This window comes from Dinghuibacter sp. (assembly GCF_035492835.1).
Classification (GTDB): domain Bacteria; phylum Bacteroidota; class Bacteroidia; order Chitinophagales; family Chitinophagaceae; genus Dinghuibacter.
In genome coordinates, this window is the sequence record NZ_DATJIY010000120.1 from 1 (window position 1) to 14,588 (window position 14,588).

Genomic DNA, 14,588 nt, shown 5'->3' on the forward strand with positions numbered 1-14,588 from the left:
TCACAGCAAAACAGGGAAAAAAGAGGCACCCCTCCCCTCGTCTTGAGCCTACGCGCTTCGGGCGTACGCGGCAGTATCCGTTGCGGGCGGCGATTTTTTGCGCGGCGCCTTATGGGTTCATGATGTGTATCGCCTGGCGGCTGTATGTAAACGACGGAACGTCGTTGTAGTCGCGGCTCATGCGATAGGCCCCGACGCCTGCGCCGTTATTGGACACTACCCATTGGGCATAGCTGATCAGGTCGTTACCGACGGTGGGGTCGGTGGGGCTGAAGCTGTCGCCGTTGACGAGGAAGATCAGCTTGCTCAGTCCGTAGGCGGTGACCAGCGGGCCAAAGCTCGACGTGCCGCTGCCGCTCCAGTAGTGGCTGCCGGTGGTGTAAGCCTGGAACAATACGTAGTCGTAGTTGTTCTTGTAGTTCGTGTAATAGCTTCCGTCGACGCCGCCACCCACGCTGCCGTCGGTGTCAAAAAAGAAGACGGGCTTCTTACCCATGACGGTGTTCGCCGACGTACAATTCGGACCGAAGTATTTCGCCACGGAGATGAGCAGGTTCTTTAGACACGTGGCGTTGGGCACTTCTCCCCCCAGCGTTCCCGTCTCGATATCCATGTCGATCCCATCCAGCGAGTCCTGGACGATGTGCTGCTGGTACATCGCGCTGGCCCAGTGGTTGTACGTGCTGGTGCTGGTGGGTGTCGTTTTGGTGGAACCGGGTGTGTTGGGATCGTTGACGGAGCCGTCGAAGTAGGCGTCGGAGACGAAGTGGCAGACGACGATCCGCGTGCCCTTGGCCTGCGCCGCGCGCCAGTCCGGACGGTACCCGTCACGGCCGGAAAAGAATTCCAGGAAGTCGACGCTGTCCGGCGAGTTGGCGGGATCGACCGCCGCGGCGGGATCGTTTCCATCCGCTACCAGGTATCCCACAAAAGGATGGTGGGCGCTGTTTTTGTAAGCGATCAGCGCCGAGTCGCTGACGGAGGAAAAGGCGGCCGTACCGGGGGAAAGGACATCCCCGGTCGCCAGTGATTTTTGGCAACCGGGGGTGACAATCAAGGCCAGTCCCGCTCCCAGCAGGCCGCCGGCAATCGTTTTCAGGTGTTTCATATTGATTAAAATTTGGTTAGCTATGTTGCGGTGAAGCCGCGAAGCGCGGGGCACGGCGCGCTACTTCGCGTCCCACCAAAGCTTCGTCCCCCCATTGTCGGGCCCGCTCAAGAGCGACAACGCGGCATTGACGGCCGCGGCGTCATTCTGATATTCGGATTGGGGGAAGGGAAGCCGGCGTATCTGCACCTGAGTGCTGATGGTCCCCTGGCTATAGTTGACGACCACGGGCCAGACCTTTGGATAACCCGTCCGGCGGAATTCCGCCCACGCCTCTTCGCCTTCCGGGAACATGGCGATCCATTTCTGCGTGATGATCCGTTCCAGGTTGCGCTCGAAGGTATCGCCCGCATTCCAGTGGATGGTGATCGTACTGAGGTCGGGGGAACCGGCCGGCTCGTCGTTGGCGGCGTCGACTGGGTCGGTATACGGCGCGGCGGTGCTCGTCGCATCGGCGATGTAGGCCGCCGCGGTACCCACCCCGGCTTGCGTAAAGGACAGCTGGATGCCATTCTCATAGAACGACTGGGCGGTGCCGCCGCCCATGTTCCATCCCCGGAGCGCCCCCTCCGCCAGGAGGAACTGGACTTCGGCGGCGTTCATCCATTGCACCGGTGAATTCTGGTTCAGGTTGAAACCGGAGAAACCTTCCCGGGCTGTGCGATCCGCGGACGTCAGGATGCTGATGCCGCTCCTGATACCCAGGTATTGCCCCGGATAGGTGGTGGAAGCCGTCATGATGGTCGGCATCCGGGGGTCGTTGTAGCCGTTCAGGAAAGACCCCAATACGGCGCCGGCCCGGATGTCGCCATAGTTATAATCGATGACCCAAACCGGGTTGTAGATCGTAATCCCATTGGCAGAGGACACCAGGGCGTTGTCCGAATTCGTGGTCATGACGCCGTAGCTGTTGCTGACGGCGGCCTCGGCTTCCTGCTGGGCGAGCGAAGGATTGGCGTAAACGATCCGCATAGCCAGCCGCAGCTTGAGCGAGTTGGCGAATTTGATCCATTCCACGTAATTACCGCCGTAGACGAGGTCGTAATCCGCGAGCGGCTTGGCGCCGGGGTTAGCGGTAACATAGGCCGTCAGTGCCGTAATGGCGGAATCCAATTCGGAGAAGAACGCGTAGTAAATCGAATCCTGCGGATTATAAGGCACCGAAAAACCGCCCGAGCCATAATTGATATACGGCAAGGGTCCGTATACATCGGTGATGCGATGCATGGCCGCCACCTTCAGGATATTGGCCACGGCGTAGAAATCCGGGTTCGAGACGGACGCGCGGAGACGGATCTGGTTCCAATTAGACATCACGGTTCCAAACCCCACGCTGAAGGGAGCGTTGTCCCACCCGGCATTGAGGGCGTAGTTGGAGTTGTTCTGGCCACCGCCGAAAGCCGTGGGCGTGCCCATATAGCCGGAGAACAGGTCGGCATTGAGGTTTTGCGCGACCTGGTAAACCGAGCCGTCCCCAGTGCTGGCGCCCACCGGTATGACGTTCTTCTCGATGACCGGGAAAAACGCGCCCAGACCGACGTGGTCAAGCTGCAACATGGAATCGGTCACCCCATTGGGGTTGGTATTGAGGCTGTCGAAATTCTTCGTACAGGAAGGGAAAAAGCTGATGGCGCAAGCGGCCAACGTCAGCGTTTGAATATATCTCGCAAACATGGTACTTGGGTTTAGAAGGATACATTAACGTTGAAACCAATGTTCCGTAAGCTGGGCTGGTTGAAATAGTCGTAGCCTTGGTAGAACGTGCTCGTGGAGGCGGCGGACTCGGGGTCGTAGGGCGCCTTGTTATAGATCATCCACAGGTTGCGCGCCACCAGGGCGACTTTTACGCCCTGTATCTTGTCCGCGAACCATTTGCCGGGTAAGGTGTACCCGAAGGACAATTCACGCAGCCGGACGTTGGTGGCGCTGTACGTATACAACGCCAGCGCGCCCGTGGTACCGCCGGAAGCCCCGGCTACGACCTTATAGTAGGATTGGGCGTTGACCTTGGTGCCGTTGACCTCCACGCCGCCCGCGTCGCGGGCATCCGCACTGGTTCTGGATACGCCGTAGTAATCCATGATGGACTGGGTGGCGGAAACGACCGTACCGCCCACCCGCGCGTCGACCAGGAAATTCAGGCTGAAACCTTTATAGGCAAACCCGTTGCTGAACCCCAGGTTGAAGTCAGGGGAAGCGTGGCCGACCTTTTTAAAGTGCGTGTTGTCGACGACGGGCAGTCCGTTAGCGTCGGTCACGAGGTTGCCGTTGGCGTCCTTTTGCAGCCCTTCCGCGTAAATGTCCTGGGTGGTGCCGCCTTTTGCCAGGATCATCTCATACGAGCCCGAGCTGGCCGCAACGAGGCTGTCCTGGGAGGTCAATTCCCCGGTAAAGGGATCCTTGAACGGATTCAGCATCTGGATGATCTTGTTCCGGTTCAGTGAGAAGGTAAAGCCGGGCGTCCAGCTGACCGCGCCGATCCGGCCGCCGTACCAGCCCAGTGACGCTTCCACGCCCTCGTTACGGACCTTGCCGGCGTTTATATAATAGCCGCTATATCCCGTGGAAGCCGGGACCGTCACCGTGAACAGCTGATCCCGGGTGCTGGCGTTGTAGTACGTCGCGCTGAGTGCGATCTGGTTGTTCGCCAGCCGTAGGTCGAAGCCCGCCTCGAAGGAGCCCGTCAGTTCAGGTTTCAGTGTCTGGAAGGGCACCGTGGTATAGTTGGTCAGCGTATTACTGGAAATGGTATAGACAGGGTTGGTGAGGTAAGGCGACGGCGCGTTCCCTACCTCGCTGTAGGACGTCCGCAACTTCAGGAAACTGATAAACGAAGGCATGCGCAGCTCGTCGGAGAGGATGTCCGACAGCCCGACGGAGGGATAGAAGATCGACGCATGGTTGGTAAAAGCCAGACCGGAAGACCAGTCGTTACGGGCCGAAACATCCAGGAACAGTCGTTGTTTGTAGCCCAGCGTACCGCTGAAGAAGACCGCCTGTGTTTGGTTTTCCTCCGGTAATGTCTGGCTGACGGACAGGTTCGCCGTGCTGATGTTGGTCAGCGAAAAGAAATTCGGAACGGTCAGGAGCGGGCCGCCCACGCTGGAATTGCTGGTTTTGTTGTCGATAATGCTTGCACCCAGCGTCGCGTTGACCGAGAAATCGGAGAATTGCTTGTTGTAGTTCGCCAGGACGTCCGCGTAGGACTGTTTGTTGTTGGCCGTGCCGTACGAATATGAACCGTCGGGCCCACCGGCCAGGAAACCCAGGGTGGAGGCGTAGAGCTTCGACGTGGTCACATCATTGGCGTTATCGTACTTGAACCGCCCCGTCACGCTCAATCCGGGAAGGATATTGTACTTCAACGCGACAGTGCCCATGAAGCGTTCCCGCTTAGTCGTGTAAATCTGGCGGTTGATGATCCAGTAGGGATTTTCCGCCTCGAAACCGAGATCGCCGTAGGGCCAGTATTGGACCTTGAAATTCCGGGAGGGATCGTACTGCTCGTAATCTTTTACGGAGTCTATATTTTCGGACGGCGGGAACAGGTAGACGGGCAGCAGGGGGTTGTTGTATTGCCCTTGTCCAGGTATGTTCTGCTGGCTTTGCGCCAGGTACATCGCCGACACATCCAGGTTCAGCCTGTCGCCGTAAAAGCTGCTGGTATTACGGGCCGTAAAGTTATAGCGGCTGAAGTCGTTATTGGGTATGATACCCTTTGCCGAGGCCGAGGCGGCGGAGAAGTACGTCTGGCTCTTGTCGGTACCCGTGGAGACGTCGACCGCGGTGGTGAAATTGTCCCCCGTCTGGAAGAAGTCCCTGGGTTTGTAGGAAGACGCCTGGCTGAGCCTGGCGCCCCAGCTGTCATACGCACCGGGGGCCGTCGCGCCATATGTGTTCTGGAATTTGGGCAGCACGAAGGGAGTGTAATAGGTGACCCCCGTATTGAGATTGACGTGCGTTTTGCCAGCCGATCCTTTCTTGGTCGTAATGAGGATGACGCCGTTGGCGGCCTGGTTGCCGTACAACGCGGCCGCCGCGGCCCCCGTCAACACCGAAATGCTCTCGATGTCGTCCGGGTTGAAGTTGGCGATGCCATCCCCGCCGTCAGTCCCGCCAAACAAACCGCTGGGCTGCCCGGTAAACAGGTTCGGCAGTGGTATCCCGTCTACCACGTAGAGCGCGTTGTTGTTCCCCGTAAGCGATTTCACCCCCCGGAGGATGACGCGCGTCGAGCCACCGATGCCGGAAGCGCTCGGGTTGATGGTGGCGCCCGCGACCTTGCCCTCGAGGCTGTTGACAAAGCTCGGGTCCTTGACGTCGTTGACGTCCGCGGAGGTCAGCGTCTGGACATTATAGGATGTGGACCGGGAAGACCGGCGGATACCCAGCGCCGTCACCACGACGGTGTCCGTGTGCAGGTTGCTTTGATGAAGGACGATGGATACGCTCACCGTCGAGCCGTCGACGCTGACGCTCCGGGTCTCGGTACCGTACCCGATGTAGGAGACCTCCAGGGTATATACGCCCGGGGAGATACCGTCGATGACGAAGGAGCCGTCCGAAAGGGTTTGCGTACCGTGCTGTCCGGGTTTCAGAAGGACCGTGGCGCCCGGTAGCGCCTTGCCGTTCTCGTCCCGGACAGTTCCCCGGACCGTCTGCGGGGGCAGGGGCTGGGCGTCCGGGGCGACCGGAGCCCCCTGACGGACGGTAATGATCTTGTCTTCTATAATAAAGGTTAGCGATTGCCCCTGGAAGCAGGTGTTCAGGACGTCCTCCACAGTGGCGTTCCGGACGTGGACGGAGACCTTCGGCGCCCCTTTGAGGAGCTGGTTGTTGTAGATAAAGGAATAACCACTCTGTTGATGGATGAGCGTAAAGAGTTTGGAGAGCGAAATATTCCGTTCTTGCAGCGTGAGCGTTTGCGCAACGCCGGTGGCGCTTACGTGTAAAGCGGCTGTCAATAACAGAATGGCAGTCAGTTTCATGACAAGCAGTGTTTTGGTCCAAAACGCCCCGGGCGTTTTGCCAATTGCATGCAGATTCATACCTTTAAAAGGTTTGGGTTTAATGATGTGGGAAGTCTATCGAACGTAGATTTTTACTGCGGGTTACCCGAACGTCCGCCAGGGGTAGGTCGAATTGCCCCTGGTTTTTTTTCGGCGCCCGCCCTGGTCAGGTGGAGATAGGCATAAGCATAGTCGTTTGGTTTATGGCGTTACAATCAGTGATTTTCCTTGTATCGTTACTTTTACCCCGTTGATCTCGAGTACCTTCAAAACGCTGGACAGGCTTGCACTCCTGGCTACGGTCCCCACGAACTCGTAGGTCTTTTCCCCGCCCCCCTTATAGGACACGTCCACCCCGTACCAGCGCGATAGCTGACGCATGACTCCCGGCAGGTCCACGCCGTTGAAACGGAAATAACCGTTTTTCCAGGCCACCGCGCTCTCGGTATCCGCAACCGCTACGCCCAACTGACCGGTCGATGTCTCCAGCCGGGCCGCCTGTCCGGGCGCCACCAATACCGATGCGGCGTTCTTCGATACCCGCACGCCTCCCTGCAGCAGGGTCGTCGATATTTGAGCCTCGTCGCCGTATGCCATTACGTCGAACCGCGTCCCCAGGACGTCTACGGTCATGTCGCCTACGGTTACGCGGAAGGGTCTTTTCTTATCGGTGGCCACCTCGAAATAGGCCTCACCCGTCAGCGAAACACTGCGTTCCCCGCTTCCAAAGGCGGTGGGGTATTCCAGGGAGCTGGACGCGTTGAGCCACACCCGGGTCCCGTCGGAAAGGACCACCTTATACTGCCCCCCCCGGGGCGTGGACAGCATATCGTCGTTCACTTCCTCCACACGGTCCGGTTTCCGGTAAGCCAGCTGTCCGTCGCCGACCTTCACCACGCCGGCAGCCAGTTGTCCGCTGGCTGCGCTATCCAGGGAAATGACGCGCCCGTCTCCTAACTTCAATACGGCATGGTTGCCCCCGGGCGTTACATCGTGTGGTGCCGCGGCCGTAAGCGCCGCCGGCGGCAGGTGTGCCGGATAAGCGTTCCGCTTCCAGGCATACAGCCCGACGCCCAACAACAGTACCGCCGCCGCGGCCGCCGCCGGCCATAGACGGTATACGACCGGCTGTTGGCGGCGGGCATTGCCGAGCAGCCGCTTCCGGATCCGGTCGTTGACGTCGGCCGCCAAAGGATCAGCCAGCTGGGACTTGAACTCGCGTTGCAAGGCATGGAGCATGGGCCGGCGTGACGCGTCCGAGTTCAGCCAGGTAAACAGCTCGTCCGCCTCCCGGATAGTGCAGTCACCGTCCAGGTAGCGTTGTAATAGGTCTTGGAAATAGTCGGAGCCCATATATATACTATCCAAAAATGGCTGGATAGGGTACCCCTGCGGGAAAAAAAATTTCAGGCTGCCAGCGTCAGGAGGAGCAGCGCCACCATCGTGACGTCCCCATTCCGCACCATGAATTCGTGGATGGCCCTCATGGATAAGACCATATGCTTTTTGACCGCGTTACGCGAGATACCGAGGAGAGCCGCGGTTTCCGCGTAGGTTTTGCCTTCCTCCCGGCAAAGCCGGAAAACGTTACGACGTTGCTGGGGCAGGCTGGACAAGGCCAGGCCGAAAAGACGTTCGTATTCCGCCGTCTGCCGGGAAGCCTCCGCCGGCTGTGTATCCAGCTCCTGCAAAACCCGGTTCCGGAGTTCCCGGTCCGCCGCGATCTGGCGGACGGTCTTAAAGACGTGGTTGCGGGCGATGCGGTAGAGATAACCCGAAAATGACTGATCCGGGTCGATGCGCGCGCGGCTGTCCCATACTTTCAGGAAAACATCGTGTACCAGGTCCTCGGCGAGGTCCGGGAGCTTGACAAAACGGAGCACAAATTGATATATGCCTGCGCTGTATCGCTGGTATATGGCCGCCAAGGCAGCCTGGTCACCCTTGGACATCCGCCTAAGGAGTTCTCGCTCCTGCTGATCGCAAGCATTCACTTTACAAGTTTAACTAAAAAAGCTTTAATGCGTAGCGGTGGTGGCCTTAATGGAGAATTTAGGCCATCACCGCTACTCCGCTGATGATGGCCCTTCGGGCAGCGCCGCGGAGCGGCGCTACATCGCGGCCAGCTGTATCTTCTGCTGGAGCTCCATAACGCTTTCCCGGTAGAGGAGGTCGGTGTCCATCAGGTCCTTTACGGTCTGGAAGGAGTGGATGACGGTGGTGTGGTCCCGGCCGCCAAAATGCTCGCCGATGGTCTTGAGCGAGTTCTTGGTGAACATCTTGGCCAGGTACATAGTGATCTGGCGGGCCTGTACGACCTCCCGCTTCCGGGTCTTTTCCAGTAGCTTGTCGTATGGGACGTTGAAGAAGTCACAGACCATTTTCTGGATGGTCTCGATGGTGATCTCTTTGGAGGAGGTCTTGACGAAATTGCGCAGCACCTTCTTGGCGAGCTCGAGGTCTATTTCGCGTTTATTGAGGGAAGACTGGGCCAGCAGGGAGATCAGCGCGCCCTCCAATTCCCGGACGTTGCTGCTGATGTTATAGGCGAGGTACTTGACCACTTCCCGGGACATTTCGAGTCCGTCGTTCTTCATTTTACGCTCCAGTATCTCGATCCTGGTCTCATAGTCCGGTATCTGCAGGTCCGCGCTCAGGCCCCAGCGGAAACGGCTGAGGAGGCGCTCCTGTACCCCATCCAGGTCCTTCGGGGGTTTGTCGGACGTCAGGATCAATTGCTTGCCGCTTTGATGGAGGTGGTTGAAGATCGCAAAGAAGGCATCCTGGGTCTTTTCCGCGCGGGAAAAGAATTGGACGTCGTCGATCACGAGTACGTCTATGAGCTGGTAAAAATGGATGAAGTCGTTGATCGCGTTGTTGCGGCTGTGGTCCGTGAACTGGTTGATGAACTTCTCGGAGCTCACGTACAGGACCACTTTATTGGGATTGGTACGCTTGACCTCATTGCCGATGGACTGGGCCAGGTGGGTCTTCCCCAACCCGACACCCCCGTAAATGACCAGCGGGTTGAAAGAAGTGGCGCCGGGTTTTTCGGCGACCGTTTTGCCCGCCCGGCGGGCGACGCGGTTACAGTCGCCTTCGATAAAGGCGTCGAACGTGTATACCGGGTTCAGCTGGGAATCGATCTGCACTTTCTTCAACCCGGGTATCACGAAGGGATTCTTGACCGGGTTGTTGATCACCAGCGGAAAGTCCATTTCGTTGTTGGTATATGTTTTATACCCTTGCGCGGGTACATCCATCGTTATCGGTTTAGAGGCCTGGTTGCCGCTGTCCATCATGATCCGGTACTCCAGCCGGGCTTCCTTGCCCAGCTCCCGTTTAAGCGTCTTCCCCAACAACCCTATATAATGCTCTTCCAGGTACTCGTAGAAAAACTGGCTGGGAACCTGAATCGTCAACACATTCTCCTTCAGATCAACCGGTGTAATCGGCTCGAACCAAGTCTTAAAATGCTGCCATTCTACAATATCTTTTATAATGGAGAGACAAGTATCCCAAACTTTATCGCAAGTTTTCGTCATTGTACCTTAAGCAATTTTTATAATAGAGTTAATAATATTTGAACCCGGCGTTTATTCATCTTTTGAGCCTTTGAGCCTAGCAATGGAGATACCTTTTTTTTGACGTCTTACATCGATAAAGATTTTTTGAGCAGGACAGCGAATATCAAAAGAAATTGTTGAAAAAAAAATTTTTACTGCCTTGTTTTTTTCCCATTAACCACAGAATATGATTTCAACAAAAAAAATTGATTGTACAATTCACATGTATCCTGCGCACGCGACACGACCGTTCACACGAAACCCTTATCCAGCTTATGTTTCACGCTCGAATATTTTAGCAGAATACACCCCTTCGGCACAATAGGATTATGAAAGGCAAACCCCTATGACAGACTTCTTTTTCGATTTGCAAAAAGCATGCAAGTTCGGAAAACACAGGTGAAAATCATGTAGTAGAATGTGCAGAACTTTCTCTTAATCGTCTTGCACCTACCAGTTAAGGGTTCATAGGACGAGTGATATTGGAAAGTACAAAATTTTGTCCTTGTGACAAGTTATATTTGCGGTTTAAATTCATCCTGTATGAGCTTTGAGATCACCGGCAAACTAGTGGCCAAATATGACACCGTCCAGAGGACGGGCACCTTTAAAACGAGGGAGTTTGTTATAGAGAAAACAGAGGACATCGGGGGCCGGTCCATCACCAACTATATTAAGTTCCAGAGCGTGCAGGACAGGGTTTCCATCGTCGACCGCTTCAATATCGGGGACGAGGTAAAGGTTTCTTTCAATATTAAAGGAAGCCGCTGGGAAAAGGAAGGCCGGGTAAATTATATCACCAACCTCGACGCATGGAGGCTTGAACAAGTTCAATTCGGTACCTCGGGTTCCAGTTCCGGTTCCGGTTCCGGCACGGACAGAATGCCGGATTACAGTGCCCCTTCTCCTTCCTCCGCGCCTCCCGACTTCGTCGACGACCTGCCGTTTTAGTGGATGCAGCGGGATTTCACACTCCGCGTATTGCCATCCGAGGCCGACGACCGGGAGGCCATCAGCCGCCATATTTCCGAAGCGGCCGCCGAGCCGCGTTCCGCGCTCACGGGCTATTATCTCCTGAAACGCTCCATCGACGCGCGGGGGAAACAGCCCTGGGTCAACCTGACGGTGCGGGCCTTTATCGGCGAACCCTTCACTGACCGGCCCGGAGGTGTATTTTATTTTCAGGACGTGCGGACGTCTCCGCGACAGGTTGTCATCATCGGCGCCGGTCCCGCCGGTTTGTTTGCCGCGTTGCGCCTGATCGAATCGGGTATCCGTCCTGTTCTTTTAGAACGCGGCAAGGATGTCCGCGCCCGCCGGCGCGACCTCGCCGTGCTCAACAAGGAGGGCGTCGTCGACCCCGACAGCAATTATTGCTTTGGCGAGGGCGGCGCAGGCACCTATAGCGATGGCAAGCTATACACCCGGAGCAACAAAAGGGGCGATATTGACCGTATCCTGCAACTGTTCGTCCGGTTTGGAGCCGAAGAAAAAATTCTCTACGAATCCCACCCGCATATCGGCACCAACAAGCTGCCGCAAATCATCACGGCCATGCGGGAGACGATCGTGGATTGCGGTGGCGTCTTCCTGTTTGGGCAACGGGTCACGGGGTTCGATCTCCACGACGGCCTCGTCCGCGGCGTCACCACCGCGACCGGCGACCACTTTGCCGGGGACGCCGTCGTGCTGGCCAGCGGACACTCCGCCCGCGACATTTTCGAATTGTTGCACGCGCGCGGTATAGCCATCGAGTTCAAACCCTTCGCCCTCGGCGTCCGGATCGAGCACCCCCAGGCGCTCATCGACAGCATTCAATACCATCGTGCCGTCCGCGATTCCTTCCTGCCACCTGCTGCCTACGCACTCGTCGATCAGGTCGAAGGCCGGGGGGTCTTCTCCTTTTGTATGTGCCCCGGCGGCATCATCGCCCCTGCGTCGACCGCACCCGGCGAAATCGTCGTCAATGGCTGGTCGCCCTCCAAACGCAACAACCCGTTTGCCTGTAGCGGCATCGTCACCAGCATCGAATCCGCGCAAGTTGCGCCTTATGCGGCTTTTGGGCCGCTCGCGGGCGTCCGTTACCAACAGGCCGTCGAGCAGGCGGCCTTTGCCGCGGGCGGCGGCGCGCTTGTAGCGCCCGCGCAGCGCATGGCCGACTTTGTATCCGGTCGCGTGTCGGGTACGCTACCCGAATGCTCCTACCTGCCGGGTATCCGCTCCGTTTCACTGTCCGAAGTACTTCCTCCGTATGTACACCATGGACTACAAAAAGCCTTCACCGACTTCGGCAAAAAGATGCCCGGGTATTTCACCAACGAGGCCGTCATCGTCGCGACTGAGTCCCGGACCTCTTCCCCCGTGCGGGTTCCGCGGGATGCTATGCGTCTCTCGCACCCGCAGGCGGCCAACCTCTACCCTTGCGGGGAAGGCGCGGGATACGCCGGGGGGATCGTGAGCGCCGCCATGGACGGGGAGCGCGTCGCCGTGGCCATCGCGCAGACGCTGCGCTGACCGCGCCTCACAGACACCGCTTGACCGCGCTTTTTCCCTGGGACAAATAATTTCCCGCCGATCTGTAACATTCTCTACCTTGGAGGCACCAACGTATCAGCATGAGCCATATACTCGAGGTACAACACTTAAAGAAGTACTACGCCACCCAGAAAGCCGTGGATGACATCAGCTTCTCGATACCCTCGGGCAGCATTTTCGGGCTGCTCGGGCCCAACGGGGCCGGGAAAACAACGCTGCTCCGGATGATCACCGGCATCTTTTACCCCGACAGCGGGAACATCCTTTTTGACGGACGTCCCTATCATCCCGAAAACGACCTGGTGCATATCGGGTACATGCCGGAGGAGCGCGGTCTGTATAAAAAGATGAAGATCGGCGACCAGGCTCTGTACCTGGCAAGGCTCAAGGGTCTTGGTAAGCAGGAGGCCGCTGAAAAAGTGCGGTATTGGTTCCACAAGCTCGATATGGACTCCTGGTATAACAAAAAGACCCAGGATCTGTCCAAGGGGATGGGCCAGAAACTGCAGTTCGTCACGACCATCCTGCACAACCCCAAGCTCATCATCCTCGACGAGCCCTTTAGCGGGCTCGACCCGGTCAACGCCAACCTGATCAAGGATGAGATCTATCACCTGGCCAGGGCGGGCTCGACCGTTATATTCAGCACCCACCGCATGGAGCAGGTGGAGGAAATATGCGACCGCATCATCCTCGTCAACCAGGGCAAAAAGATCCTCGACGGCACCGTCACCCAGGTCAAACAGGACTTCAAGGAAAACCTATTCCACCTGGAGGTAAACGGACCGCTGCGTCCCGCCAGCCACCCCTCGTTCGAGGTCATGCAACCCAAGGAGCGGTCGCTGATCCTGCGCATCCAGCCGGGTTATACGTCCAACGACATCCTGAGCTACTTCATCGGACGGGGCGACGTTATCGTTTCCTTCCAGGAAATGCTCCCCTCCCTCAACGACATCTTCATTAAACTGGTCGAAGGCACGCCGCTGGCACGCCAGTTCCAAAACCTCCAGGCATGAACAAGACCGGTCTCGTATTCCAGCGGGAATACATCACCCGCGTGAGCAAAAGGTCCTTTTTGCTCCTCACCATCCTCATCCCGCTCATCATCATCGGCTTTTACGTAGCCATCATATATGTCTCCGTCAGCAAGAATACCACCGAACAAAAGGTCGCCGTGGTCGACCGGGCGGGGATATTCGGCCCCGGAGACCTCCGTCAAAAGGAATTCAGCTTCCGCCTCTTCGACTCCACCCAGGCCGCCTCACTCGACGCCACCTACGATAAGCAGGGGTTTGACGGTTACCTGATGGTGCCGCCCGACGCGGTCGACCACCCTGAAAACATCCGTTTCCACCGCAAGTCCGAAGCCGGTTCAGGCGCCCAAACCGACCTCAATAACATCCTGGAATACATAATAGGCCGCCGCCGGATGGAAGCCGCCCATATCGACCCCGCCAGGATCAAACAGCTCACGCCCGACATCAATATAAACGCCACCATCGGCAATGAATCCCGCCAAAGCGTCTCCGACGTCGCCCGTGGCGTGGGGTATACCGCTGGCTTCCTGATCTATTTCATCCTGCTGATCTACGGCACCACCGTCATGCGCGGTATCATGGAAGAGAAGACGAGCCGCATCGCCGAAGTCATTATCAGCTCCGTCAAACCGTTCCAGCTCATGACGGGCAAAATCCTCGGCATCGGCGCCGTCGGCCTCACTCAGTTCGTCATTTGGGGGGTCCTGATCTATATTCTGCAGATGATCGTACCGAGCGTCTTCCCCCAGATCGGCAGCGCCCTGCATAACGCCGGCCCCGGCAGCATGCTCGGGATGCTCCTCCGCGAAGCCCGCGCCCTCAATTTCTGGCTGATCATCGGCAGCTTCATTTTCTACTTTGTCGGCGGCTATTTTCTCTACGCCTCCCTCTTCGCCGCCGTCGGCAGCGCCGTATCCGACGACGCCCAGGAAGCCCAGCAAATGGTCATGCCCATCACCCTGATCGTCGTCTTCAGCCTAGTCATCATGACCAAGGCTACCGCCGATCCCAACAGCGGCATCGCCGTATTCGGCAGCATTTTCCCCCTGACCTCCCCCATCGTCATGATGGGCCGCATTCCATACGGCATCCCGACGATCCCGCTCTGGCAGATCCTTTGCTCCGCGGTATTGCTTATTTTGGGTTTCATCTTCACCACCTGGTTCTGCGCGAAGATCTACCGCACCGGGATCCTGCTCTACGGTAAGAAGGTAACCTTCCGCGAGATGCTGCGGTGGGGGTTGAAGAAAAGCTAGTTTCGCTTTTGTTTTGTGGCTGGCGTGTTTGGCGTGCCCGGCGGAGGGGGTGGACTGTTTTTCTGCCGGGTTTTGCG

At 57.5% G+C, this 14,588-nt stretch carries 10 protein-coding genes; 4 read left to right on the plus strand and 6 right to left on the minus strand.

The genetic code is table 11. From position 1 onward, the window contains the following. Nucleotides 1–109: 109 nt before the first annotated feature. From VL547_RS11070 to dnaA, 6 genes are all read right to left on the minus strand, one after another. Entirely contained in the window at nucleotides 110–1,108 is a 999-nt protein-coding gene (locus VL547_RS11070; protein WP_325577732.1) for an EndoS/ChiA family endoglycosidase, read from the minus strand. 60 nt (nucleotides 1,109–1,168) lie between these two features. Next, the gene (locus VL547_RS11075) at nucleotides 1,169–2,782 is read right to left on the minus strand and encodes a RagB/SusD family nutrient uptake outer membrane protein (RefSeq protein ID WP_325577733.1); all 1,614 of its coding nucleotides are present in this window, start codon (nucleotides 2,780–2,782) and stop codon (nucleotides 1,169–1,171) included. 11 nt (nucleotides 2,783–2,793) lie between these two features. Continuing rightward, nucleotides 2,794–6,096, minus strand: coding sequence for a SusC/RagA family TonB-linked outer membrane protein (locus tag VL547_RS11080; protein WP_325577734.1), 3,303 nt, complete (start codon nucleotides 6,094–6,096; stop codon nucleotides 2,794–2,796). 222 nt (nucleotides 6,097–6,318) lie between these two features. Further along, nucleotides 6,319–7,485 carry a FecR domain-containing protein gene (locus tag VL547_RS11085; RefSeq protein WP_325577735.1) on the minus strand — a complete coding sequence of 389 codons (1,167 nt, stop codon included), beginning with the start codon at nucleotides 7,483–7,485 and terminating at the stop codon, nucleotides 6,319–6,321. Between the two features lie 38 nt (nucleotides 7,486–7,523). Continuing rightward, a complete protein-coding gene (locus VL547_RS11090) occupies nucleotides 7,524–8,111 on the minus strand; it encodes an RNA polymerase sigma factor (protein WP_325577736.1) in 588 nt (195 codons plus the stop codon). A 117-nt stretch (nucleotides 8,112–8,228) separates the two neighbouring features. Next, entirely contained in the window at nucleotides 8,229–9,662 is a 1,434-nt protein-coding gene (gene dnaA / locus VL547_RS11095) for a chromosomal replication initiator protein DnaA (RefSeq protein WP_325577737.1), read from the minus strand. A gap of 564 nt (nucleotides 9,663–10,226) precedes the next feature. On the opposite strand from dnaA, the gene VL547_RS11100 reads away from it, so the two are divergent. The 4 genes from VL547_RS11100 to VL547_RS11115 all read left to right on the plus strand — a co-directional run bounded on the left by VL547_RS11100 (nucleotide 10,227) and on the right by VL547_RS11115 (nucleotide 14,511). Continuing rightward, on the plus strand, nucleotides 10,227–10,634 hold the full coding sequence (locus VL547_RS11100) for a DUF3127 domain-containing protein (protein ID WP_325577738.1): 408 nt from the start codon (nucleotides 10,227–10,229) through the stop codon (nucleotides 10,632–10,634). Nucleotides 10,635–10,637: 3 nt separating this feature from the next. Next, complete coding sequence (locus VL547_RS11105; RefSeq protein ID WP_325577739.1) at nucleotides 10,638–12,197, plus strand: NAD(P)/FAD-dependent oxidoreductase; 1,560 nt, start codon at nucleotides 10,638–10,640, stop codon at nucleotides 12,195–12,197. A gap of 101 nt (nucleotides 12,198–12,298) precedes the next feature. Next, nucleotides 12,299–13,234: an ATP-binding cassette domain-containing protein gene (locus VL547_RS11110; protein WP_325577740.1), complete on the plus strand. Its 936-nt coding sequence runs from the start codon at nucleotides 12,299–12,301 to the stop codon at nucleotides 13,232–13,234. Beyond that, nucleotides 13,231–14,511: an ABC transporter permease gene (locus VL547_RS11115; RefSeq protein ID WP_325577741.1), complete on the plus strand. Its 1,281-nt coding sequence runs from the start codon at nucleotides 13,231–13,233 to the stop codon at nucleotides 14,509–14,511. The genes VL547_RS11110 and VL547_RS11115 overlap by 4 nt, the downstream gene beginning before the upstream one ends. Nucleotides 14,512–14,588: the final 77 nt, after the last annotated feature.